This is a genomic window from Synechococcus sp. W4D4 (assembly GCF_047716805.1).
Classification (GTDB): domain Bacteria; phylum Cyanobacteriota; class Cyanobacteriia; order PCC-6307; family Cyanobiaceae; genus Vulcanococcus.
Genome location: NZ_CP180404.1, coordinates 1,559,935 through 1,582,057, shown reverse-complemented (window position 1 = coordinate 1,582,057; position 22,123 = coordinate 1,559,935). Strand labels below are relative to the sequence as shown.

23 protein-coding genes are annotated in these 22,123 nt (G+C 62.5%); 13 read left to right on the top strand and 10 right to left on the bottom strand.

Annotated elements, in window-relative coordinates; genetic code table 11:
* Nucleotides 1–37 precede the first annotated feature (37 nt).
* Nucleotides 38–2,860, top strand: coding sequence for a DEAD/DEAH box helicase (locus tag ACLM42_RS08840; protein ID WP_415398859.1), 2,823 nt, complete (start codon nt 38–40; stop codon nt 2,858–2,860).
* A gap of 121 nt (nt 2,861–2,981) precedes the next feature.
* The gene (locus ACLM42_RS08835) at nt 2,982–3,416 is read left to right on the top strand and encodes a 23S rRNA (pseudouridine(1915)-N(3))-methyltransferase RlmH (RefSeq protein ID WP_247910238.1); all 435 of its coding nucleotides are present in this window, start codon (nt 2,982–2,984) and stop codon (nt 3,414–3,416) included.
* A gap of 9 nt (nt 3,417–3,425) precedes the next feature.
* Here the strand turns inward: ACLM42_RS08835 and purB are convergent, their stop codons facing one another.
* Nucleotides 3,426–4,721 carry an adenylosuccinate lyase gene (purB, locus tag ACLM42_RS08830; protein ID WP_415398857.1) on the bottom strand — a complete coding sequence of 432 codons (1,296 nt, stop codon included), beginning with the start codon at nt 4,719–4,721 and terminating at the stop codon, nt 3,426–3,428.
* A 52-nt stretch (nt 4,722–4,773) separates the two neighbouring features.
* A complete protein-coding gene (locus ACLM42_RS08825) occupies nt 4,774–4,992 on the bottom strand; it encodes a hypothetical protein (RefSeq protein ID WP_415398855.1) in 219 nt (72 codons plus the stop codon).
* A gap of 115 nt (nt 4,993–5,107) precedes the next feature.
* On the opposite strand from ACLM42_RS08825, the gene ACLM42_RS08820 reads away from it, so the two are divergent.
* Nucleotides 5,108–5,941 (top strand): TlyA family RNA methyltransferase, encoded by an 834-nt coding sequence (locus ACLM42_RS08820; protein WP_415400158.1) that lies wholly within the window; start codon nt 5,108–5,110, stop codon nt 5,939–5,941.
* 1 nt (nt 5,942) lies between these two features.
* On the opposite strand, the gene ACLM42_RS08815 is transcribed toward ACLM42_RS08820, so the two are convergent.
* Nucleotides 5,943–6,281, bottom strand: coding sequence for a P-II family nitrogen regulator (locus ACLM42_RS08815; protein WP_415398853.1), 339 nt, complete (start codon nt 6,279–6,281; stop codon nt 5,943–5,945).
* Between the two features lie 171 nt (nt 6,282–6,452).
* Here ACLM42_RS08815 and queF point away from each other — a divergent pair, with 171 nt between their 5' ends.
* Nucleotides 6,453–6,857 (top strand): preQ(1) synthase, encoded by a 405-nt coding sequence (gene queF / locus ACLM42_RS08810; RefSeq protein ID WP_415398851.1) that lies wholly within the window; start codon nt 6,453–6,455, stop codon nt 6,855–6,857.
* Here queF and ACLM42_RS08805 read toward each other — a convergent pair.
* From ACLM42_RS08805 to ACLM42_RS08775, 7 genes are all read right to left on the bottom strand, one after another.
* On the bottom strand, nt 6,845–8,131 hold the full coding sequence (locus tag ACLM42_RS08805; protein WP_247910243.1) for a cytochrome c biogenesis protein ResB: 1,287 nt from the start codon (nt 8,129–8,131) through the stop codon (nt 6,845–6,847). The two genes, queF and ACLM42_RS08805, sit on opposite strands and share 13 nt — an antisense overlap.
* A 39-nt stretch (nt 8,132–8,170) precedes the next feature.
* A complete protein-coding gene (locus tag ACLM42_RS08800; protein ID WP_247910244.1) occupies nt 8,171–8,887 on the bottom strand; it encodes a cytochrome c biogenesis CcdA family protein in 717 nt (238 codons plus the stop codon).
* Between the two features lie 23 nt (nt 8,888–8,910).
* On the bottom strand, nt 8,911–10,113 hold the full coding sequence (locus ACLM42_RS08795) for an FtsW/RodA/SpoVE family cell cycle protein (RefSeq protein ID WP_371820599.1): 1,203 nt from the start codon (nt 10,111–10,113) through the stop codon (nt 8,911–8,913).
* Nucleotides 10,114–10,197: 84 nt separating this feature from the next.
* A complete protein-coding gene (locus tag ACLM42_RS08790) occupies nt 10,198–10,398 on the bottom strand; it encodes a phycobilisome linker polypeptide (protein ID WP_010315303.1) in 201 nt (66 codons plus the stop codon).
* 32 nt (nt 10,399–10,430) lie between these two features.
* On the bottom strand, nt 10,431–10,919 hold the full coding sequence (gene apcB, locus ACLM42_RS08785) for an allophycocyanin subunit beta (RefSeq protein WP_247910246.1): 489 nt from the start codon (nt 10,917–10,919) through the stop codon (nt 10,431–10,433).
* Nucleotides 10,920–10,962: 43 nt separating this feature from the next.
* Nucleotides 10,963–11,448, bottom strand: a complete 486-nt coding sequence (locus tag ACLM42_RS08780) for an allophycocyanin (protein WP_247910247.1) — start codon at nt 11,446–11,448, stop codon at nt 10,963–10,965.
* A gap of 403 nt (nt 11,449–11,851) precedes the next feature.
* A complete protein-coding gene (locus ACLM42_RS08775; RefSeq protein ID WP_247910248.1) occupies nt 11,852–14,770 on the bottom strand; it encodes a phycobilisome rod-core linker polypeptide in 2,919 nt (972 codons plus the stop codon).
* A gap of 164 nt (nt 14,771–14,934) precedes the next feature.
* Between ACLM42_RS08775 and ACLM42_RS08770 the strand changes: the two genes are divergently transcribed.
* The 9 genes from ACLM42_RS08770 to ACLM42_RS08730 all read left to right on the top strand — a co-directional run bounded on the left by ACLM42_RS08770 (nt 14,935) and on the right by ACLM42_RS08730 (nt 22,074).
* Entirely contained in the window at nt 14,935–16,155 is a 1,221-nt protein-coding gene (locus tag ACLM42_RS08770) for a class I SAM-dependent methyltransferase (protein ID WP_247910249.1), read from the top strand.
* 119 nt (nt 16,156–16,274) lie between these two features.
* Entirely contained in the window at nt 16,275–16,694 is a 420-nt protein-coding gene (locus tag ACLM42_RS08765) for an ATP synthase (protein ID WP_247910250.1), read from the top strand.
* Between the two features lie 48 nt (nt 16,695–16,742).
* The gene (atpB, locus tag ACLM42_RS08760) at nt 16,743–17,471 is read left to right on the top strand and encodes a F0F1 ATP synthase subunit A (RefSeq protein ID WP_247910251.1); all 729 of its coding nucleotides are present in this window, start codon (nt 16,743–16,745) and stop codon (nt 17,469–17,471) included.
* A 171-nt stretch (nt 17,472–17,642) separates the two neighbouring features.
* Entirely contained in the window at nt 17,643–17,891 is a 249-nt protein-coding gene (atpE, locus tag ACLM42_RS08755) for an ATP synthase F0 subunit C (RefSeq protein WP_010310940.1), read from the top strand.
* A gap of 102 nt (nt 17,892–17,993) precedes the next feature.
* Nucleotides 17,994–18,455 (top strand): F0F1 ATP synthase subunit B', encoded by a 462-nt coding sequence (locus tag ACLM42_RS08750; protein ID WP_247910252.1) that lies wholly within the window; start codon nt 17,994–17,996, stop codon nt 18,453–18,455.
* Complete coding sequence (locus tag ACLM42_RS08745; RefSeq protein ID WP_247910253.1) at nt 18,452–18,970, top strand: F0F1 ATP synthase subunit B; 519 nt, start codon at nt 18,452–18,454, stop codon at nt 18,968–18,970. Before ACLM42_RS08750 ends, ACLM42_RS08745 begins: the two co-directional genes overlap by 4 nt.
* Nucleotides 18,970–19,518 carry an ATP synthase F1 subunit delta gene (gene atpH, locus ACLM42_RS08740; RefSeq protein WP_247910254.1) on the top strand — a complete coding sequence of 183 codons (549 nt, stop codon included), beginning with the start codon at nt 18,970–18,972 and terminating at the stop codon, nt 19,516–19,518. Before ACLM42_RS08745 ends, atpH begins: the two co-directional genes overlap by 1 nt.
* Nucleotides 19,519–19,570: 52 nt before the next feature.
* Nucleotides 19,571–21,088, top strand: a complete 1,518-nt coding sequence (gene atpA / locus ACLM42_RS08735) for a F0F1 ATP synthase subunit alpha (RefSeq protein ID WP_247910255.1) — start codon at nt 19,571–19,573, stop codon at nt 21,086–21,088.
* 32 nt (nt 21,089–21,120) lie between these two features.
* On the top strand, nt 21,121–22,074 hold the full coding sequence (locus tag ACLM42_RS08730) for a F0F1 ATP synthase subunit gamma (protein ID WP_247910256.1): 954 nt from the start codon (nt 21,121–21,123) through the stop codon (nt 22,072–22,074).
* Nucleotides 22,075–22,123: the final 49 nt, after the last annotated feature.

Here is a 22,123-nt window from a genome sequence, read left to right as displayed (position 1 = left end):
AGTTTGCCGGTTTGGCCGGAGCCCATAGGATCTGCTAATGCCCAGCAGCAGCGCATCGGCCCCCGGCACCCCGGCCCAGTCCACGGACGTGCCGCCGCTCGAGCAGCTGTTTCCCTTCAGCCTCGATGACTTTCAGCTGGAGGCGATTGAAGCCCTGAACCAGGGCCATTCCGTGGTGGTGAGTGCTCCCACCGGCTCGGGCAAGACCTTGATTGGTGAGTACGCGATTCATCGCGCCTTGGCCCACGGCCAGAAGGTCTTCTACACAACGCCGCTCAAGGCCCTTTCAAACCAGAAACTGCGGGACTTCCGCGAGCAGTTCGGGGCTGAACGCGTCGGCCTGATGACCGGCGACCTCACCGTGAATCGGGAGGCCTCAATCGTGGTGATGACCACGGAGATCTTCCGGAACATGCTCTACGCCGAGGCCGAGGCGGGTGATGACCCCTTGGCCGACGTGGAAGCCGTGGTGCTCGATGAGTGCCACTACATGAACGACTCCCAGCGCGGCACGGTCTGGGAGGAGTCGATCATTCACTGCCCTCCGGTGGTGCAGCTGGTGGCCCTCTCGGCGACGGTGGCGAACGCCGGGCAGCTGACTGACTGGATCGAGGCGGTCCATGGGCCGACACGCTTGGTCCTGAGCGACTTCCGGCCGGTGCCGCTGCAGTTCAGCTTCTGCAGCGCCAAGGGCCTTCATCCCCTGCTCAACGACGAGGGCACCGGCCTTCACCCCAATTGCAAGGTCTGGCGTGCCCCCAAAGGCCGCAACCGCCGTGGACCCAAAACCCCCAGGCCTCCGCAACCTGAGGCTCCACCCCTGGGCTTCGTCGTGGCTCAGATGGCCGATCGGGACATGCTCCCGGCCATCTATTTCATCTTCAGCAGGCGCGGCTGCGATAAGGCTGTTCGCGACCTGGGCAAGATCTGTCTGGTGAGTCCTGACGAGCAGGCCCGTATTCAGGAGCGCCTCGATGCCTTCATGGCGGCCACCCCGGAAGCGGTGCGCGATGGGGGCCATGACGATGCCCTGCTGCGCGGGATTGCGGCGCACCATGCCGGGGTCCTTCCGGCGTGGAAGGAATTAATCGAGGAGCTCTTCCAGCAGGGACTGGTGAAGGTGGTCTTCGCCACCGAGACCCTGGCGGCCGGCATCAACATGCCCGCCCGCAGCACCGTGATTTCCGCGCTGTCCAAGCGAACGGAGCGGGGCCACCGCGCGTTGATGGGCAGCGAGTTCCTCCAAATGGCGGGCCGGGCCGGCCGCCGCGGTCTCGACTCCCAGGGCTATGTCGTCACCGTGCAGAGCCGCTTTGAGGGCGTCCGGGAGGCGGGGCAGCTCGCGACCAGTCCCGCGGACCCGCTGGTGAGTCAGTTCACCCCCAGCTACGGCATGGTTCTCAACCTGCTGCAGCGCTATGAGCTCTCCAAGGCCAAGGAGCTGGTGGAGCGCAGCTTTGGTCGCTATCTAGCGACCTTGGATCTCAGCGAGGACGAGGCCCGGATCACTGAGCTGCGCGAGCAGCTGGGTGACTTAAGCGGGACCGTCGAGAACGTCGATTGGGAGGATTTCGAGGACTACGAGAAGCAGCGTGGCCGCCTGCGGGAGGAGCGCCGTTTGCTGCGAATCCTGCAGCAGCAGGCCGAGGAAACCTTGGCCCACGAACTCACCTTGGCCCTCCGCTTTGCCAGTGAGGGAACCCTGGTCAGCCTGAAGGCCCCCGTCCTACGCGGCCGTGTCACGCCCGCTGTGATCGTTGAGAAGCAGCAGGGCTCAGGCCAGTTCCCGCTCCTCTGCTGCCTCACCGATGAGAACGTCTGGGTGCTGGTGCCCTGCAGTGCGGTGGTCAGCCTGCACGCCGAGCTCACCTGCCTGCAGGTCAAGGATGTGGCCATACCTGAGCTGCATCGGCCTGGGGAGCTACGCCATGGCGATCAGGCCAGTGGCGGCTTGGCCTTGGCCGTCGGACACATGGCCGGTCGCCACGACATGGTCACTCCCCAGTACGACCTGGCTGGTGAAGTCCAAGCCCAGGCCCATCTGGTGCGCGAGCTGGAGCTGGCGCTGGAACTGCATCCGGCCCATGGCGCTGGCGATCGCAAGAAGCTGCGCAAGCAGCGCTTCCGCATGGAGGAGTTGGAGGGGGAGATCGCTGAGCGGCAGCGCATCCTGCATTTCCGCGCCAATCGCCATTGGGAAACGTTCTTGGCGCTGATCGAGATCCTGCGCTTCTTCGGTTGCCTTGATGGTGATGAGGGCTTGGATCCGAGCGAGGTGGGCCGGACCGTGGCGGCCCTGCGGGGGGATAACGAGCTCTGGCTGGGGCTGGCGCTGATGAGCGGCCACCTCGATGAGCTGGAGCCCTCCGACCTCGCGGCTGTGCTTGAAGCCATCTCCACGGAGGTGAACCGCCCGGACCTCTGGAGCGGCTATCCACCCCCGCCGGCTGCCGATGAGGCGATGCACGACCTGCGCGGGATTCGCCGCGAACTGCAGCGGCAACAGGAAGCAGCCAAGGTGGTGATGCCGGTCTGGTTTGAAGGCGAGTTGATGGGCCTGGTCCATGCCTGGGCCAAGGGCGTCAGCTGGAGCGACCTGATTGCCAACACCTCCCTCGATGAGGGTGATGTGGTGCGGATCATGCGCCGCACCGTGGATCTGCTCGCCCAGATCCCCTACTGCGAAGCCATCAGCGAGCAGCTGCGCAGCAATGCCCGCGCTGCCCTGAAGGCGATCAACCGTTTCCCAGTGCAGGAACCGATTGATGGGGGCCATGCGAAGGGTGGGGGATCCAATCCCGCCACCGCTCGCCAGAACGACCCCAAGGATGATCCCTCGGTGCTCAATTCCGTGGCCTGAGCACCAGCCAGACGATGAGTAAGAGCCCGGCCGTGCTGCCCACCGTGTAGAGCCAATCGGCGTAGGGGGTCCAGAACAGGGCGAAGGCTGCAGTCATGGGCATCGGTAGCGTGGCCGCGTGATGAATCCGTCCCGCATCCGCATCCTGGCGGTGGGCAAGTTGCGCAAGAGCTGGGTGCTGGAGGGGGCCTCCACCTTCCTCAAACGCCTACCGGGGCTGCAGGTCCTGGAGCTCCGGGATGCCGGGATGGCCAAGGAAGCAGAGGCCATCCTGGCGGCCCTGAAGCCGGACGAGCGCTTGGTGATCCTCACGGAGGAGGGTCAAACCCTGGATTCGGTGGCCCTGGCCAGGCGGCTGGAGGGCTCCGGTTCGGAGCGCCTGGCGTTTGTCATCGGGGGTGCCGAAGGCCTTGACCCGGCGTTGAAGGCCCGCGCCAGTTGGCGCCTGAGCCTCTCCCCGTTGACCTTTCCCCACGAGCTGGCCCGGTTATTGCTGCTAGAGCAGCTCTACCGGGCCATGACGATTCAGCAGGGCGGGCCGTATCACAAGGCCTAGGGGGATGGACTAGATCCCCAGGCGCTTCCAGATCACATCCAGGTTGGCCTGGTGCAGATCAGTGGAGAAGCACTCCGCCAGTTGCTCGGCATTGAGACGCGAGGTCACATCGGCGTCGGCCTCCAGATTGGCCCGGAAGTTGCCGCCGTCGGTGTTCCAAGCGGTATGGGCGTTGCGCTGCACGATCCGGTAAGCGTCTTCGCGGCTGATGCCGGCTTCCACCAGGGCCAGCAGCACCCGCTGGCTGAAGACCACACCGCCGTAGACGTTCATGTTGCGGGCCATGTTGCCGGGGTAGACCCCGAGACCTTTCACGACTGAGGTCATCTCCCGGAGCATGAAGTGCAGGGTGACTGAGCAGTCGGGCAGCATCATTCGCTCCACGGAGCTGTGGCTGATGTCCCGCTCGTGCCAGAGGGCGCAGTTCTCTAGTGCTGCTACGACATAGCTGCGCAGCACCCGTGCCAGGCCGCTGATCCGTTCGCTGCGAATCGGGTTGCGCTTGTGGGGCATGGCGGAGCTGCCCTTCTGCCCCTTGGCGAAGTTCTCTTCGACCTCGAGCACGTCGGTGCGCTGCAGGTTGCGGATCTCGGTCGAGAAGCGCTCCAGAGCGGCACCCACAAGGGCCAGGGTCTGGATGTATTCCGCGTGGCGATCGCGGGAGATCACCTGGGTGCTGGCGGTGTCGGGCACCAGGCCGAGCTTGGCGCAGGCGATTTCCTCCACCCGGGGGTCGGTGTTGGCGTAGGTGCCCATGGCGCCGGAGATCTGGCCCACGCTGACGGCGGCCTCCAGGTGCTCCAGACGCTCCTGGTTGCGGACCACCTCAGCCAACCAGCCAGCCACCTTGAATCCAAAGGTGATTGGCTCACCGTGGATGGCGTGGGAGCGGCCGATCATCACCGTGGTCTTGTGCTCCCGAGCCAGCACCCGCAGGGCCTCAGCCAGTAGGTCGAGTTCCTGGCGCAGCAGCTTCACGGACGCCTTCATCTGCAGGGCGACCCCGGTGTCGAGGACATCGGAGCTGGTCATGCCCACGTGGATGTGGCGCCCGGCGTCACCCACATGCTCGTTGACGTTGGTGAGGAACGCGATCACGTCATGGCGGACCTCGGCTTCGATCTCGAGGATCCGCTCGACGCTGAAGCTGGCTTTCTCTTTGATCGTGGCGACGGCTTCAGCCGGGACGCGGCCCAGTTCGCAGTTGGCTTCGGTGGCGGCGATCTCCACATCGAGCCAGCTTTGGAACTTCGCCTGCTCGCTCCAGATGGCGCCCATCTCGGGCAGGGTGTAACGCTCGATCAAGGCCGCGCCTGGCTCACATCAAGACCAATGTATGGAATGGCCTTTCGGGGCCTCAGGCGACGCTGGTGAGCTTGTGGTGCTCCACCTCCCACTGCACCAGGGGGCCCCAAGCTTGTTGTTGGACCCAGCAGCGGCCGCCACGGCAGCGCAGCACTTGGAACGGAGGTAGGTCTCTGGGTTGATTGCGCAGTTTCACGAAGCTGCCGGGTTGCAGCAGTTCGACCACGTTGTTCGGAGTACGGGCCAAGGTGGTCCACCTCGTTTGAGACATCCTCAGGAGTGTTCCCGGGGAAACCCTTTCACTACCGGTTTTTATTCCGTTTCGCTTTGAGCTTTGTGATCAAACGGGCGTGCGGCACGATGCAGAGGTGCTGGGCCGCTGCCCGATGGGTCGAAAGCGACGCTTGGATTTGCAGCTGGTGGAGCTGGGGTTGGCGGCCTCACGTCAGCAGGCGCAGCAGCTGATTCGTGCCGGCAAGGTCCGCAGTGGTGATCGGATCCTCGACAAGCCCGGTCTGGAGGTTGTGCCGGAACTGGAGCTCCAGGTCGAGCAGCCCCAGCGCTTTGTCTCCCGGGGTGGCGAAAAGCTTTTGGCGGCGGTTGAAGCCTTCCCCTTGCACCTTGAACAGAGGATTTGTCTGGATGGGGGCATCTCCACCGGCGGGTTCACCGATTGTTTGCTGCAGCACGGTGCATCCCGGGTCTATGGGGTGGATGTGGGCTACGGCCAAACGGCCTGGAGCCTGCGCACCGATGAGCGCTTGGTGCTGAAGGAGCGCACCAATCTGCGCCACCTCCAACCTGAAGATCTCTATGGGGAGGGTGATCTTTGGCCTGATTTGGCGGTGGCGGACGTCTCCTTCATCCGCCTGGCCCTGGTGCTTCCGGCCCTGGGTCGTTTGTTGCAGAGCGCGAGGCGCGAGGCGGTGCTGTTGGTCAAGCCCCAGTTCGAGGTGGGGAAGGAGCGTGTTGGCAAAGGCGGTGTGGTCCGTGACCCCCTGGCCCATGCCGATGCCATTGCTGGGGTGATCGCAGCGGCGGCAGCCGAGGGGTGGCGCGGCTGCGGTGTGGTGGCTTCACCGATCACCGGGCCTGCGGGCAACCACGAATATCTGCTCTGGCTGCGTTCCGGTGAATGGAGTGACCAAGAGAAAACCTCCGAAGCACCTCCCGATGGGGTGTGCATTCGGAGGTTGGTGGAGCAGACCTTGGCCAGCTAACTCAGATGGCGCTGTTGTCCTTGTCGCCGGTGCGGATTCGGACGACGGACTCCACGGAACTGATGAAGATCTTGCCGTCGCCGATCTCGCCGGTGCGGGCGGCCTCTTGGACGGCGCTGACAACGGTGTCGACGCGGGCGTCATCCACCACGATCTCCAGCTTGAGCTTCTGCAAAAACTCAACGGTGAATTCAGAACCGCGGTAGCGCTCGACTTGGCCCTTCTGGCGACCAAAGCCGCGCACTTCGCTCACGGTCATACCGACGATGCCGGCATTCACCAGGGCCAGCTTCACGTCTTCGAGCTTGAAGGGGCGAATGATGGCCTCGATTTTTTTCATGGCTCAGGGCTGGAGTAAGGGAATTCTCTCAGGAAAATCTGACGAGGGAAGGTTTTTGAGGACCTTCTGAAGGCATTACGGCCCAGTCCTGGCGTCGACGATGTGACCGTTGATACCGCCGTGGCCGAAGGGCTGCGATGCGTAGCATCCAAAGCCAGGATGAGCGCTTGGATGACTGCGACCGCAACAACCCGTACCCCTCTCTACGGAGAACGTGCCATTGCTGAGGCGGAGCTGATCTGTTTCGACAACCCCAGGCCTGCGCGTCCCTACGAGGTCTCGATCACCCTGCCGGAATTCACCTGCAAGTGCCCGTTCTCGGGGTATCCCGATTTCGCAACACTGCGTCTGACCTATCAACCCGGTCCGCGGGTGATGGAGCTCAAGGCGATCAAGCTCTATGTCAACAGCTACCGCGACCAGTCGATCTCCCATGAGGAGGTGACCAATCGCATCCTGGATGACTTCGTTGCCGCCTGCGCTCCGGTCTGGATGCAGCTGGAGGCGGATTTCAATCCCCGTGGGAATGTCCATACGGTGATCCGGGCCTGCCACGGGACCCGTCAGCCCTGCTGAACCTCCGCGATCAGTACCGGTAACTCATTGGCCAGGGCTGTCAGGTTCCGGTTGCAAAGACCGGCGACATGCAGCTTCTGGTTGCCGGCCTCGGCGATGGCCCAGATCTGACGCGTCGCGATCAGGCTCAGGGCGCCACCGGCCAGGGCGATGGCAAATCCGCCGTAGACCAGGGGTACGCCGGGGTCCCGCTTGAGCAGGATTCCGCTGGCCGGGATCACTCCAGCCACCCGCAGTGGGATCCCTTCCACCTCAACGGCCTCCCCACCGGGGATCAAGGTGGCCAGGACGTCAGCGTCGGCGGAGTAGGCCGTCACTGGGCCCAGCTCACTGGAGAGGGCCAGCAGCACCGGGTTGCTGCCATCGGGCCGCGTGGGCAGCACGATCCCCCAGACCTGCTCCCCCAGTTGGGGAAAGCTCTGGAGCGGCAGCTCCAGGATCGGACTTCGACCGAGTTGTACCTGCAGTGCGGAGAGCGCCCAGTCCGCCTGATACAGGGTCATGCCCCGGTAACGCAGCGGATGGTTGACGCTGATTTCCTCGTTGGAGGGGGCCTCGGCCTGTCCTTGGCCCGGGGTCAACTTGAGCTGGGAGCGGAACTGCTCCGGCCGTCCAGCCGGGTCCCGCTCCACGCCAAAGCGCTCCAGGCTGACGCTGACCTGGGTCTCACCGCGGCTGTTCAGCAACTCCAGTTCGTTGCCCGGGGCGAGAAACCGTTCAAGGCGCTGGCCACCAAGGGAGCCCCAGGCGGCCCCAACCATGAGGACGACCAGACCGGCATGGACCAGCAGTGGGCCGACCCGACCCAGGACCCCTTTGCGGGCGGCCAGACGGTCGCCATGGGGTTGCAGTTCCCAGCCACGGTCCTGGAGCAGGACCTCGAGCCGCGCCAGGCTGGCCTTGGGGTCGCTGACGGCAATGGTCTCTGCCAGGGTGAGTTTGCTCAGCTGCCTTGGGGTCTGGTAATCGATCCAACGCAGGGCGGCCTGCAGTGCCGGCCACTGGCGCCGCCAGCTGCAGAGGATCAGGGCGAGTCCGAGCCAGGCCAGCAGGGCCAGGAACCAGCTGCTCGAGTAGACGTGATCGAGCTGGAGCGAGAGGATCGCGTCGCCGTTCAGCAGGCCCAGCCAGGGCTCAGGGTCGTAGACCCGGTGGTACAGCTCAGCGGCTTCCTTCTGGGGCACAAAGGTTCCCAGTCCGCTGGCCGCAGCGATCAGGATCAAGAGGCCAATGGCCACCCGCAGGTCTGAGATCCAGGCGATCAGTCGCTTCATCAGTGGGGTCAGGAGGGCCGGTCGGATGGAGAGGTGGCGTTAGGTCCAGCGGGCCAGGAGGGTCAAGCAGCCGCTGAGCAGCAAAACCACCCCGCTGATGGGCGGCACCCACTGGCCGATGGACCGCAGGGACAGCAGGCGTGGTGCCCAGGCCGCCGCGGTGCCCGCCACGAGGAGAGGCATGACCTGTCCAGCGGCAAAAGCCGTCAGTAGGAGTGCGCCGGTCAGCGGGGTCGCCGATTGCGCGATCCAGGCCAGCAGGACAGCCAGGACGGGTGTGGTGCAGGGGGAGGCGGCGAACCCGAAGGCCAGGCCCGCGGCGATCGGCGCCAGGGCCGGTGGGACCCGTTGCCGCCACTGCTCTGGATCCGGTCCCGTTGGGAGCTGCAGGGGCACCAGACCCAACAGATTCAGCCCCATCAGAACCGCCAGTAGGGCCACGAGGGTTGGCACAAAGCCCGGCACCTGGCCATAGATGCGGCCCAGGGCACCGCTGCCCAGCCCCAGCAGGACCAGGGAGCCGACAATGCCACTGCAGAAACTCAGGCTGCGGGCCCAGGGACGCTGCGCACCGCCATCAAACCCAGCCAGGTAGGCCAGCGTGACGGGTAGCAGAGAGAGCGAGCAGGGCCCCAAGCTGGTGATCAAGCCGCCGGCAAAGACCAACCCCACGGTGAGAGGTCCTGGGTGGGCCAGGGAACTGCTCAGCAGCTGCTCACCACTGCGGGCCCAATCCGCTAGGGCCTGAGCCAGCATCAATGGGTACGCAGCGCGGGGGGTCAGCCTATCGGCACGCTCTGCCGCTTGGCTTGAAGTCGGCGCTTGCGATGGGGCTTGCTGGGCTCCAGGCCTGCCCCCTCAAGGGAGCAGCGCAGCAAGAGTCCAGCGGTGAGCAAGCTGGACAGCAGGGAGTTGCCGCCGTAGCTGATCATGGGCAGCGGCAGGCCGGTGGTGGGCATGGCCCCACTGGCCACGGCGATGTTCAGGATCGATTGGCCCACCAGCAAGGTGGTGCAACCGATGGCGACAAGTCGCTGCTGGTTGCTTCTGCAGCTCAGCGCGATTCGCAAACCGACGAAGCCAAAGAGCAATAGGAAGACCAGGAGCAAGAGGGAGCCGACGTAGCCGAACTCCTCGGCAAAGACCGCAAAGATGAAGTCCGTCGTTTGGATTGGTAGGTACTGCAGCTTTTGAGTGGAGAGGCCATAGCCCTCTCCCCAGAGACCACCGGATCCGATCGCCAGGAGGCTTTGAACCAGCTGATAGCCATCCCCTTGTGCATCGCTCCAGGGGTTGAGGAAGGAGGTGACGCGAATGCGCTGGTATTCGTTGATGGAGATGCTTCCGACCGCCACCGCCAGACCAGCGCCAGCGGTGCTGAACATGGCCCAGAGCGGAAGGCCCGATCCCAGGGCCATTAACCAGAGCAAAATCCCGCAGAGGGAGGCGGTACTCAGGTTTGGCTGCTTAAGGATCAGCCCCAGGGTTACCGCAAAGACCCCCAGCCAGATCAGCTTTTGATCGCTGGAGATGCGCCTCCAGTGGGAGAAAAGGGAGGCCCCTTGGAGGACCAGAAAGGGTTTGATCAGTTCAGTCGGCTGGATCTGAATCGGACCGATGACCAACCAACGGCTGGCACCGTTCACCGTGCTGCCGATGACCAGGGTGAGGGCCACCAGAACGGTCCCGATCAGCAGGACCGGACCGGCCATGCGTAGCCAGCGCCTGAGGTTGATGCTGATGCCGGCATAGAGCAGGCCCCAACTCACCAGCATCCACAGCGCCTGACGCTTGAGGTAGTAGCTGGCATCACCCATCTCCCGGGCGGCCACCCACCAACTGGCGGATCCCAGAACGGCCAGGCCGAGGAGGCACCAGATCGCGATCATCCCCAGCAACAACCGCGCTTCTGCCGGCCAGTGCTCAAACGGCACGGGGAGCAACGGTCGCTTTGCGGCCAAGGAGGTGCGGAAATCAGACACTGACTATCCCGTATTTCTTGTGCGCTTGCCAACAAAAAAGCCCGGCGGAGCCGGGCTTTTGGAGAAGGTTTGGACCTGAAGAGCTCAGTTGCCCAGATTCACCTGACGGCGACCAGCAACGAGTTCGACTTTCAGGATTTTGCCTCCTTGCTTCATGATCCGCTGCTGTTCAGCGAACCAGCTTTCATAGGGCACCCACTTGGTGAAGAAGGTGTTCTGCAGCTCACGCTGAGTACGGGTCTTCTCGGGAGAAGGGATGCAGGCGGTGATTTTGAAGAGGCGCATGGCTTGATCCTCAGGTGTGCCAGAGGCGGGGATCAGTTACCCAGGCCGGAGCTGATGTAGTCGAAGTAGACGCCCATCTCACGGCCGGCGTCAGGACCCACCAGGGAAGCGGTGACTTCCTTCATGGCTTGGATGGACTGAACGGTTGCGCCGATGGGCACGCCCAGGGAGTTGTAGGTCTCCTTAAGGCCGTTCAGAACGCGCTCGTCGAGGATCGACGTATCACCGGCCAGCATGGCGTAGGTGGCGTAGCGCAGGTAGTAGTCCAGGTCGCGGATGCACGCTGCATAGCGACGGGTGGTGTACATGTTGCCGCCCGGACGGGTGATGTCCGAATAGAGCAGCGCCTTGGCGACAGCGTCCTTGATGATGGCGGAGGCGTTGGCGCTGATGGTGGCAGCAGCGCGAACACGGAGCTCACCGCTGGCGAAGTACTGCTCCAGGCGCCCCATGGAGGCGCTGTCGAGGTACATGCCCTGAACGTCAGCTTGGTTGATGACGTTGGTGATTGCGTCTTGCATGGGTTCTTGGCTGAGGGGCGGTTATGTCAGGGAGTGAGCAGCCTCAGGAGAGGGCGCCAACGACGTAGTCGAAGTAGAAGCCGGCTTCTTCGGCGTCTTCGCCAGTCAGAAGACCCATGGCGGCAATCTTCATTTCCCGAACGGACTCCGCAAGAGCCTCGAGGGGGGTGCCGAGGGAGCGATACATCTCTTTGGCGCCGATGATGCCGATCTCCTCGATCGGGGTCACGTCACCTGCGATCAAGCCGTAGGTCACCAGGCGGAGGTAGTAATCCATGTCCCGCAGGCAGGTTGCGGTCATGTCTTCGCCGTAGGCATTGCCGCCGGGGGAGATGACGTCGGGGCGCTTCTGGAACAGAGCGCTACCGGCGGTCTTGACGATGCGCTCGCGGCTCTCGCTCAGAACCTGAGCGACCCGAAGACGACGCTGGCCACCGCTGACGAACGATTTGATCTGGTCAAGTTCGCCAGGGCTGAGATAGCGGGCTTCGGCGTCCGCGTTGATGATCGAGTTGGAGACGATGCTCATGCAGTTCTGCCTCGAAACAAGCGGCCGCCTTGCGGAGACCGGTATCCGGTGGGTGGGTGAAGGGGGTGATCCAAGTTGGATCGTGCCTCAGGGTAGGAGCTGAGGGTGACTCTCGGAGTCAGTTGGGCGTCCAGGTTTACAACGGTCAACACTGACAGTTGTAAGTGGCGCGCCCGCTCTGGAGACGCCAAAGATTCTCAGCCGCAAAGCGACCCGAGGCCGGCAGCGGGTAACAGTTCTTCACGCCGCCTGGGTATTCCTGAGATCCCCTGCAAGAGAGCGGTTCTTGCTTGTTTTATGACTATTGAATTTCCATAAAAAACCGCCCTCATTTGTTGTGAGAGCGGCACTGGTTTAGTGATGCTTAAGGATTTTATATGGCTGGATTAGTTCTTCAATCGCTTTAAATCTTGTCGCTCGTGGGTGGGTTCATTCCAGCATTTCCTCGATAGAGAGCTGCTGTCCGTTGGATTGTGGCCTGGGTGGTCCCATTCGCCGTTTCCAATCCGCTGACCCTTGGGATTGAGGAGTCGCGACCGGCAAGAAGTGCCTTGATCGCCGCCGGTTGTCCGGACGTGGCCCGGGTCTCAAGGAAAGCGGTGGTCTCCTCGGGAGTTGTTGCTCGGCCCAAAAGGGCGAGACCCGCTGCGGATGCAGCCCGCAGAGGGGCCATTCGAGACAGGCGGTTTTGGAACGCCTCGGCCATGGCCACGGATTCGATGAATCCATTCAGGTCGATGTCCCGGTTGCGCAGTTGGGACTCGGCGGTGACAAGCCGCTCAGACTCCAGGGGGATCCTGTTCAGTAGCTGCTTGTAGGTGGCGTTGATGGCTGCTGTCAGCTCTGACTCAGTGCTGTTTTTGCTGAGTTTGGTGGCGGCAGCGATACCGCCGCGCTTGAGATAGCCGCTGGCATCACTTGTGCGAAGCGCGTTGGCCATCCTTGAGATGGGAGCTTCGCTACCAGTCGAGGCCGGCGGCTTCCAGGTGACCTGTCCGGGAGTGCCCGCGCCCGTAGGCGTTGAAACAGAGAAGGGTGTGCGTGTCCCTTGCGTGCGCATCAGCCCCGCCCAACGGGTGTCGGGGGCGTTGGTGCTGACCTCGGCGCTCCAGCTGCCGCGCACGGTCTGCTGGCGGTTAACCAGATTGCGAGCGGTGATGTCCGCTGTGGTTCTCAAGCTGTCCTTGACCCGAGCATTGGGTCGCTGTCCAAGGCTCAGATCCGGTTGAGCAATGGCATCGAAGTCCGTATTAAAGGTCGGGACGCGGCGTTGGTTCAGATCGCCAGGGGTGATGAAGCGCTCATAGGGAACAGTGTCCAGACCGAAGGCTTCTTGATACTCCGGGCTGTTGACCATGGCATCGACTACGCCATAGAAGCCCTGGCGTGCTGCCACGTCGAAGTAGCTGTCGATTTCCCAGCGTCCGAAGGTTGGCCGGCCGAGGATTCGGCGGTGCATCACTTCGACGGCCTTACAGATGTAAAGACCACTCCAATAGCGGCGGCGGAATGCATCGCTGCGTGCGACCTCCCGCACAAAATCTTTGAGGCCGATATCACCGTTCTCAAGCCGGTTTTCGGCTGTCTCCACCCGTTCACCGGCGTAACCGGCGTTGCCCAGGATCTGGACGTAGACAGCCTTGATGACGGACTGGGTGCTGGATTCGGTGAACCTCACGCTGGGACGCCCTTGGATGCCACGGCGCGGAGTGGAATTTCCACCCGTTGCGATCTGAGTCAGGCGACGGGTCTTCGGGCCCACCCGCCTTGGAGTGGCGCTTCTGAATTGCGGGCTATTCATCTGCCCTGGTTGCTTCATGCCGTTGCCGACAAGAAGGCGACGGGTGTCGTAGCTCAGCGGAGCAGGACGCGTCGCAACCTTGGCCGTACCTGAGGGGAAGATCGCCCCATAGCTGAGGCCCAACGGATCGTTTCCACCGCCGTAGGGATGCTGGTCGGCGAAGGGCTGCCGGTAGCTGGCGTAGAGGGTGATGTATTGCGGTGCACCCTCAAACGGTGCACTGAAGCGGAAGAGCTTTCTGTTGGATCCCCAGCCAGCGCTCTCTTGGGCTTCTTCGCCGAGGTCACGCAGATAGGGAACGGTCTCTTCACCAAAGACCTGGGCGTACTCCATCGAGTTGACCAGGGAGTCCACGAGGCCATGGAGACCTTGCTCGCTGACGATGCTGAAGTAGCGGTTGAACTCTTCGCGTGAGCTAAGGCCTCGGCCGAGGAAATGACGGAAGGCCAGCTCAACAGCACGGCTGTTGGAGAAGGGGCCAAAGAACTGGGTGCGGTACTCCTTGCTTTTGCCAAGCGCGCGGATGTACTCGCGCATGCTGATGTCGCCCTTGGCGACCTGGGAGGTTTCGACGGAGCAGGGATCTTGGCTGTAGGCCTTCGCGATGTCGCGCTCGAAGACTTGCCGGTAGGCGGCCCGGATGACCTCGGCTTTTTGAGCGCCACTCATGGCCGGCTTCATGTTGAAGCGCTGAACATTGCCCTGAGCCGCCAGCGCGTAGATGGCTGGTAGCTGGAGGCCCTGACTTTCGGGGCTGCCCAGGCGCTGGCGGGCCGAGGGAGTTGGGACGGCCAGCTCCTCGAGCAGCACGTTGAAGCAGCCGATCAGGAGCTGGCGGGCTTCCGGCAGATCCTTGAGCAGATCTGCTGCACCGGCGCGCATCTCTTGAAGAGCGACGTTGGTGGCCGCTAGGGAGCAGCCCTTTTCAAGGACATCCCTAAGCCCACGCGTGTTGACCCTCAGGATGCTGGGGTCGCCAGCGACGACGGCATAGCCCACGTAGCGGAGGAACCAGGCCATGTCGCGGATGGATTTCCGCATCCGCTCGGTGCCGTAGATGGCCACCGAGATTGGATTGAAGCCGGTCGGCAGGATCACCCGAACGTCGGCATCACTCCCGCCACCGTCCAGCAGTCGAGTGAGGAAATTGCCGCGCTTGGAGGTATCGCTGGTGCCCGTGAAGGTCTGAACCGAGCGCTGGAAGGCCGCTTGGTCGGCTGCCAGGGGAGTTTCCGAACCCGCTGCGACGGGGGTCAGTGGTGCATCGAGATAGGAGAGCGGGGTGCCACCGGCAAAGATCCGGTTGGCGGCTCGGGCCACGATCGCTTCGGCGTTGGCCGAAACCCGACGGGCTGCCTCAACGCGGAGTTGACCGCTCTGGAAAAAGTTCGTCAGGTTGCTGAGCTCGCCTCCATCGGGGAAGCGGTCCTGCTGCTCCGCCTGACGGACGCTGGAAAGCGGCAGGGTGTCGTAGCGCTGAGGAGCAACCCTGCTGCTGCCGCTGCTGGCGGTCACAGTCATGGACGAAAGCGAACCTGGCCTGGGCACGTTACGGCTGCCCCTCTGGCGTCCTGGCAGGCCATGAACAAATGTTTGCAGCCCGTTGTGGGTTTCCTCCGGCTGGGACGGCAGGACATGAAATGCTCGGCCTCTGCGGATCCCCCCTTCAGACCCGCTGCCAGCCCATGACCCAGGCCCCTGCCGATGCCGCCACCCCGGTGGTGAGTGACTTTTACGACCGTTTCCCCTATCCAGGCGATCCGCTGCAAGACGGCCCACCGCCTGGATACAACTGGCGCTGGTGTGTGGACGCTGCTTACTCCGCAAGTACCGGTGCCCTGCCGCCGCTGCGCCCTGAGGGCGAGCCTCTGCGGATCCTCGATGCCGGTTGTGGGACGGGGGTCAGCACCGATTACCTCGCCCACCTCAATCCAGGGGCTCAGATCCTGGCCGTTGACATCTCGCCGGGCACCTTGGAGGTGGCCCGGGAGCGCTGCCGGCGCTCGGGGGCTTTTGAGCAAGCCCAGGTCCGCATTGAAAACCGGAGCTTGCTGGACCTGGCTGGAGAGGGTCCGTTCGACTACATCAACTCCGTTGGGGTGTTGCACCACCTGCGGCAACCGGAGGCGGGCTTACGGGCCCTGTCCCAGCTGCTCAAACCCGGCGCTTTGCTGCACCTGTTCCTCTATGCAGATGGCGGTCGTTGGGAAATCCATCGCACCCAGCGGGCCTTGAGCGCAATGGGTGTGGGGACGGGTGAAGAAGGGTTGCGTCTTGGTCGTCAGTTGTTCAGCGAGCTTCCTGAGCACAACAGGCTTCGTCGCAATCATGAGCAGCGCTGGGCCATCGACTGCGCTGCCGACGCGAACTTCGCGGACATGTATCTCCACCCACAGGAGACCAGCTACAACCTGGAGCGCTTGATGGCCTTTGTGGCCTCAGCTGATCTGCAATTTGCTGGTTTCTCCAATCCAGGGGTCTGGAACCCCGCTCGCCTCCTGCAAGGAGAGTTGTTGGAGAGGGCTCAGAGCCTTCCCCCGGAGGCGCAATGGCGCTTGGTTGAAGATCTGGATCCCGACATCAGTCACTTTGAGTTCTTTCTCAGCAAGGGGCCAGTACGGGAACAGCGCTGGGACGAGGACAGCAGCCTTCTCTCCGCCATTGGCTGCCGGAATCGCTGCCTCTGGGGGTGGCCTGGCCGCGCCCTACTGGATTCCGACATGGCACCCCTGGACGTGAGTGCCGAGGGGTTCACCCTGTTACAAGTGCTCGAGCAGTCCCCTCCGGACACAGCCATCGGTCAGCTCCCATTGGACTGGTCGACTGCTCAGATCGCTTCTGTGGCAAGGGAACTGCAGAGGCAACGGGTTCTGCTGCTTCGTCCAGTCCAGGGCGGAGCAGCGTGATAGATTCCGCGCGCCTTTTCAGAGCAAAGGCGCCTTTGTTGGCTCTTTCACCGCCTCAACCCGATTCGGACTCTCCTCGAGAGGTTTCGATGAACCTGGGGCACACGGTGGACCAGTCGATGGAGGTCACCTCTCTGGAAACGGAGTTGAACCAGGCTGATGGCGCTCTTGATGACCCAATGGTCGTCGGAGCGGATTCTTCCCTGGACGACTTCGACCGACTTCAGCGTCGCTTGATCCTGGCCACAGTTTTGGTTGCTGCTTCTGCAGTGCCCATCACGGCTCTGATCTTCGACCTTCACACTGCCATCAGCGTGCTGATTGGCGGCCTCGGTGGAGCTCTCTACATGCGGCTTCTTGCCCGCAGCGTCGGAAAGCTTGCTCAAGGTTCAAAGAAGGTTGGAAAGCTTCAGCTGCTTGTCCCCGTGGTGCTTGTGATGGCAGCGATTCGTCTGCCTGAGCTCGAGATCCTGCCAATTTTTCTTGGCTTTCTCCTCTACAAGCCCGTCGTGATTTTTCAGGCTCTCTCAGATCTTTGAGCGCCTACCTTTTTCAACGTCGCCAAAGCGACACCGAACGCTGACCCAATGGGTTCCTTGCCACTCGTTCTTCCTTTAGCCGAATTGGAGGTGGGCCAACACCTCTACTGGCAGCTTGGGAATCTCAAGATTCACGGACAGGTGTTCCTGAGCTCCTGGGTTGTGATCGGAGCCCTGCTGGCCTTCATCTTTGTGGGCACCCGCAAGATGGAGCGCGATCCACGCGGTGTCCAAAACCTCATCGAATTCCTCTGGGATTACATCCGTAACCTCGCCAGAGAGCAGATCGGTGAAAAGGCTTATCGGGATTGGTTGCCCTTCGTTGGCACCCTCTTTTTGTTCATCTTCGTGAGCAACTGGGGTGGAGCCCTGGTCCCTTGGAAGTTGGTCCACCTCCCGAACGGTGAGCTTGGTGCTCCGACCGCTGACATCAACACCACTGTTGCTCTGGCTCTGTTGGTGTCACTGGCCTACTTCTATGCAGGCCTGAGTCGGAAGGGTTTCCGGTACTTCGAGTACTACGTGGAGCCCACTCCGATCATGCTTCCTTTCAAGATCATCGAGGACTTCACCAAACCTCTGTCCCTGTCCTTCCGTTTGTTCGGAAACATCCTTGCGGACGAGTTGGTTGTCGCAGTTCTTGCGTTCTTGGTCCCCATCCTGGTGCCCCTGCCGGCCATGTTCCTTGGCCTTTTCACCAGTGCAATCCAGGCTTTGATCTTCGCGACCCTCGCCGGCAACTACATCGGCGAGGCTGTCCACGAAGAACATCACTGATCTCTGATCAGTCTTCAGGTCAGTTCGGGGTCACCCGATCTGCCAAACTCTCTGCGCGCAGGTCCGGCTCGATCCGGGCCCATCTTCGGTCTCACCAGATGTCCCAGGCGCAGGGATAACGTCCCGGTCCCAATCCGCGCTCTCCCAGCGCCCTACATCCTTAGTTCCACCATGGATTCCATCACCTCTGCAGCGTCCGTGATCGCCGCTGGTCTGGCTGTCGGCCTCGGCGCCATTGGCCCTGGTATCGGTCAGGGCACCGCTGCCGGCTCCGCTGTTGAAGGCATCGCTCGCCAGCCCGAGGCTGACGGCAAGATCCGCGGCACCCTGCTGCTGTCCCTGGCCTTCATGGAAGCTCTCACCATCTACGGCCTTGTGGTCGCTCTGGTGCTGCTGTTCGCCAACCCCTTCGCTGGCTGATCGCGTCTGAGGTGAATTGGACCGGACAGCCGTCCGGTCCATCCAACCTTCGCCTCAGACCCCTGTCTTGCGTCCGCTCTCTTCCGCCCGCGCCATCGCCTCATGACCAGCTGGCTTTTGCTAGGTGCAACGGAGGGAGGTCTCTTTGACCTCGATGCCACCCTGCCCTTGATGGCAGTACAGGTGGTTCTCCTCACCTTCATCCTCAACTCCCTGTTCTTCCGTCCCGTCGGTCGGGTCGTCGAAGAACGCGAGGGTTACGTCATCACCAGCCGGGCCGAGGCCAAGCAGAAGCTTGCCCAGGTCGAGCGACTGGAAGCAGATCTTCGTGATCAGCTGAAGGAGGCCCGAGTGGCCAGCCAGAAGCTGATTCAAGAAGCGGAGCAAGATTCCGACAAGCTCTACCGGGATGCACTCGCTGCTGCGACTGCTGATGCGAATGCTTCCCGTGAGCAGGCTCGCCGTGAGATTGATGCTCAACGCGAGTCAGCTCTGAGTCAGCTCAAGTCTGACGCCGACAAGCTCGGCGATCTGATCGTCGATCGTCTGCTGGCTGCAAAATGACTCTTCCAAGCCTTTTCGCCTCCCACGGCAGCTTTGGTCTCAACTTCGACCTGTTCGAGACCAACATCATCAACCTCGCGATTGTCATTTTCGCGCTCTACAAGTTTCTGCCTAATTTCCTTGGCGGCATTCTTGAGCGCCGTCGCGCGATCATCCTTGCTGATCTGAAGGACGCTGAAGAGCGCCTCAGCTCTGCGACTGCAGCTTTGTCCCAAGCCCAACAGGATCTGGCCGCTGCCCAGCAGAAGGCCGATCAGATTCGTGTTGACGGCAAGGCTCGCGCCGAAGCCATCCGCCTTGACTCTGAAAAGCGCACCATCGATGAGATGGCGCGTCTTAAGCAGGGCGCTGCTGCGGATCTCGATGCTGAGGCTTCCCGTGTCAGCAATCAGCTCCGCCGTGAGGCAGCCCGACTGGCCATCGAGAAGGCTCTCGCCACCCTGCCGGGCAAGCTCAACGCTGATGGTCAGGCAAAGCTGGTGAATCAGTCCATCAAAACGTTGGGGAACGCCTGATGCCGCTGCTCAACACCGTCACGACCCCCTACGCCGAGGCTTTCCTTCAGGTGGTCGAAAGTCGGAATGAAGCCGACGAGGTCATCGAACAAGCCAAGGCTGTTCTTGCCCTTTGGAACGACTCGCCTGACCTCCGGGAAGCCATGGGTTCTCCTGTTCTGGAGGTGGCCGCCAAGAAGGCAGCCATTGAGAAGCTCTTTGCTGATCAACTCAAGCCCTCTTTCCTCAATCTGCTGAAGCTGCTGGCCGACCGCCAGCGCATCGGCATGCTCGACGCTGTGCTGGATCGCACGCTCGAGCTCTACCGCGAGCAGCGCAACATCGCTCTCGCTTCTGTCACCTCTGCCTCTGCTCTCAACGAGGAGCAACAGGCTGAGCTCAGCAAGAAGGTTCAGGCCGTGGCCGGTACCGACAAGCTGGAGATCAATCTGAGTGTCGACCCCAATTTGATCGGCGGTTTCGTCGTCAAAGTCGGCTCCAAGGTGATCGACGCCAGCCTCGCGGGTCAGGTGCGTCGCCTCGGACTGGCGCTGGCCAAGGTGAGCTAGCTCCGCACCCGAACCCCTTTCTCACCCCTCGTCCTCAACCCCAACGCCTCCCATGGTTTCCATCCGCCCCGACGAGATCAGCGCGATCCTCAAGCAACAGATCGCTGATTACGACAAGTCGGTTTCCGTCAGCAACGTCGGCACCGTGCTGCAGGTCGGCGACGGCATCGCCCGCGTCTATGGCCTTGAGCAGGTCATGGCCGGTGAGCTGATCCAGTTCGAAGACGGCACCGAAGGCATCGCTCTCAACCTCGAAGACGACAACGTCGGCGCGGTGTTGATGGGTGAGGGTCGCGGCATTCAAGAGGGCAGCACCGTCAAGGCCACCGGCAAGATCGCCTCGGTGCCCGTTGGCGACGCCCTGCTCGGCCGTGTGGTGAACCCCCTGGGCCAGGCCATCGATGGCAAGGGTGACATCCCCACCAGCGAGACGCGCCTGATCGAATCGATGGCGCCTGGCATCATTCAGCGCAAGTCGGTGCATGAGCCCATGCAGACCGGCATCACCGCCATCGACGCGATGATCCCCATCGGTCGTGGCCAGCGCGAGCTGATCATTGGTGACCGCCAGACCGGCAAGACCGCCATCGCGATCGACACGATCATCAACCAGAAGGGCGAAGACGTTGTTTGCGTCTACGTCGCTGTGGGTCAGAAGGCTGCTTCTGTGGCCAACGTCGTGGAAGTGCTCCGTGAGAAGGGCGCCCTGGACTACACCGTGATCGTGGCTGCGAACGCCTCCGAGTCCGCCGCTCTGCAGTACCTGGCTCCCTACACCGGCGCTGCCATTGCCGAGTCCTTTATGTACAAGGGCAAGGCCACCCTGGTCATCTATGACGACCTGACCAAGCAGGCCCAGGCTTACCGCCAGATGTCCCTGCTGCTCCGTCGTCCCCCCGGTCGTGAGGCCTACCCCGGCGACGTCTTCTACTGCCACAGCCGTCTGCTTGAGCGCGCCGCCAAGCTGAGCGATGCCATGGGCAAGGGCTCCATGACCGCCCTGCCGATCATCGAAACCCAGGCCGGTGACGTCTCGGCCTACATCCCGACCAACGTGATCTCGATCACGGACGGTCAGGTGTTCCTGAGCTCCGACCTGTTCAACTCCGGTCTCCGCCCCGCCATCAACGTGGGTATCTCCGTGAGCCGGGTGGGAGGTGCTGCCCAGACCAAGGCCATCAAGAAGATCGCCGGTACCCTCAAGCTCGAGCTGGCTCAGTTCGACGAACTGGCGGCCTTCTCCCAGTTCGCTTCTGACCTGGACGCCGCTACCCAGCAGCAGCTGGCCCGTGGTAAGCGTCTCCGCGAGATCCTGAAGCAGCCCCAGTTCAGCCCCCTGATCCTGGCCGAGCAGGTCGCTGTCGTTTACGCCGGCGTTAAGGGTCTGATCGACGAAGTTCCCGTCGAGTCCGTTGTTCAGTTCTGCCGCGAACTCCGCGAGTACCTGAAGAGCAACAAGCCCGAGTTCATCACCAAGATCCAGACCGAGAAGCAGCTCAGCGAAGACGCCGAGGCCATGCTCAAGGACGCCATCAACGAAGTGAAGTCTTCGATGCTGGCTGCGGCCTGATCCCTGACGGTTAATCCGGAGAGTCCAAATCCATGGCCAACCTGAAGGAGATCCGCGACAGGATCAGTTCCGTTAAAAACACCCGGAAGATCACCGAGGCCATGCGTCTCGTGGCAGCTGCCAAGGTCCGCCGGGCCCAGGAACAGGTTCTGCGCAGCCGTCCGTTCGCTGACCGACTTGCACGCGTTCTGGAGAACCTCCAGACCCGTATGCAGTTCGAGACTGCCGATGCGCCGCTGCTCGAGAACCGTGACGTCCGCACCATCACCCTGCTCGCCGTCACCGGCGACCGGGGCCTGTGCGGTGGCTACAACGCCAACATCATCAAGCGCACGGAACAGCGTCACGCTGAGCTGAAGTCTCAGGGCTATGACGTGGATCTGGTGTTGATCGGCCGTAAGGTCGCCACCTACTTCCAGAACCGCGCCAGCCAGTACACCATTCGCGCCACCTTCATGGGGCTCGAACAGGTGCCCAACGCGTCTGAAGCCGGCAAGATCGCCGACGAGGTGCTCGCTGAGTTCCTCTCTGGCACCACCGATCGCGTCGAGATCATCTTCACCAAGTTCATCAACTTGGTGAGCTCCAAGCCTGTTTCCCAGACGTTGTTGCCCCTGGACCCCCAGGGCATCGCCAGCGCGGATGACGAGATCTTCCGTCTCACCACCCGTGATGGTCAGCTGGGTGTTGAAACCGGCAAGGTCAACAATGACCAGCCCTCGCTCCCCTCTGATCTGGTGTTCGAACAGAGCCCCGATCAGCTGCTGAACGCCCTGCTGCCTCTGTATCTGCAGAACCAGCTGCTGCGTTCCCTGCAGGAAGCGGCCGCCTCCGAGCTCGCCAGCCGGATGACCGCCATGAACAACGCCAGCGACAACGCCAAGGCCCTCGCGAAGTCCCTGACCCTGGACTACAACAAGGCGCGTCAGGCCGCCATTACCCAGGAGATCCTGGAAGTGGTTGGTGGCGCCGCAGCCATGTCCTGAGCTTTTTTGCTCTGTTGTCTCCCAAGCCCTCCCTTCGGGGAGGGCTTTT

What these genes read in the sequence shown, in the direction of transcription:
- ACLM42_RS08770 (WP_247910249.1), top strand. Translation starts at nt 14,935, where the DNA reads ATGACCCAGGCCCCTGCCGATGCCGCCACCCCGGTGGTGAGTGACTTT.
- ACLM42_RS08815 (WP_415398853.1), bottom strand. Translation starts at nt 6,281, where the DNA reads ATGAAAAAAATCGAGGCCATCATTCGCCCCTTCAAGCTCGAAGACGTG.
- ACLM42_RS08820 (WP_415400158.1), top strand. Translation starts at nt 5,108, where the DNA reads ATGGGTCGAAAGCGACGCTTGGATTTGCAGCTGGTGGAGCTGGGGTTG.
- ACLM42_RS08750 (WP_247910252.1), top strand. Translation starts at nt 17,994, where the DNA reads ATGACCAGCTGGCTTTTGCTAGGTGCAACGGAGGGAGGTCTCTTTGAC.
- ACLM42_RS08805 (WP_247910243.1), bottom strand. Translation starts at nt 8,131, where the DNA reads ATGAAGCGACTGATCGCCTGGATCTCAGACCTGCGGGTGGCCATTGGC.
- apcB (WP_247910246.1), bottom strand. Translation starts at nt 10,919, where the DNA reads ATGCAAGACGCAATCACCAACGTCATCAACCAAGCTGACGTTCAGGGC.
- ACLM42_RS08825 (WP_415398855.1), bottom strand. Translation starts at nt 4,992, where the DNA reads ATGTCTCAAACGAGGTGGACCACCTTGGCCCGTACTCCGAACAACGTG.
- ACLM42_RS08780 (WP_247910247.1), bottom strand. Translation starts at nt 11,448, where the DNA reads ATGAGCATCGTCTCCAACTCGATCATCAACGCGGACGCCGAAGCCCGC.
- ACLM42_RS08745 (WP_247910253.1), top strand. Translation starts at nt 18,452, where the DNA reads ATGACTCTTCCAAGCCTTTTCGCCTCCCACGGCAGCTTTGGTCTCAAC.
- ACLM42_RS08730 (WP_247910256.1), top strand. Translation starts at nt 21,121, where the DNA reads ATGGCCAACCTGAAGGAGATCCGCGACAGGATCAGTTCCGTTAAAAAC.
- atpA (WP_247910255.1), top strand. Translation starts at nt 19,571, where the DNA reads ATGGTTTCCATCCGCCCCGACGAGATCAGCGCGATCCTCAAGCAACAG.
- ACLM42_RS08800 (WP_247910244.1), bottom strand. Translation starts at nt 8,887, where the DNA reads ATGCTGGCTCAGGCCCTAGCGGATTGGGCCCGCAGTGGTGAGCAGCTG.
- atpB (WP_247910251.1), top strand. Translation starts at nt 16,743, where the DNA reads ATGGGTTCCTTGCCACTCGTTCTTCCTTTAGCCGAATTGGAGGTGGGC.
- ACLM42_RS08775 (WP_247910248.1), bottom strand. Translation starts at nt 14,770, where the DNA reads ATGACTGTGACCGCCAGCAGCGGCAGCAGCAGGGTTGCTCCTCAGCGC.
- ACLM42_RS08790 (WP_010315303.1), bottom strand. Translation starts at nt 10,398, where the DNA reads ATGCGCCTCTTCAAAATCACCGCCTGCATCCCTTCTCCCGAGAAGACC.
- atpE (WP_010310940.1), top strand. Translation starts at nt 17,643, where the DNA reads ATGGATTCCATCACCTCTGCAGCGTCCGTGATCGCCGCTGGTCTGGCT.
- queF (WP_415398851.1), top strand. Translation starts at nt 6,453, where the DNA reads ATGACTGCGACCGCAACAACCCGTACCCCTCTCTACGGAGAACGTGCC.
- ACLM42_RS08835 (WP_247910238.1), top strand. Translation starts at nt 2,982, where the DNA reads ATGAATCCGTCCCGCATCCGCATCCTGGCGGTGGGCAAGTTGCGCAAG.
- ACLM42_RS08840 (WP_415398859.1), top strand. Translation starts at nt 38, where the DNA reads ATGCCCAGCAGCAGCGCATCGGCCCCCGGCACCCCGGCCCAGTCCACG.
- atpH (WP_247910254.1), top strand. Translation starts at nt 18,970, where the DNA reads ATGCCGCTGCTCAACACCGTCACGACCCCCTACGCCGAGGCTTTCCTT.
- ACLM42_RS08765 (WP_247910250.1), top strand. Translation starts at nt 16,275, where the DNA reads ATGGAGGTCACCTCTCTGGAAACGGAGTTGAACCAGGCTGATGGCGCT.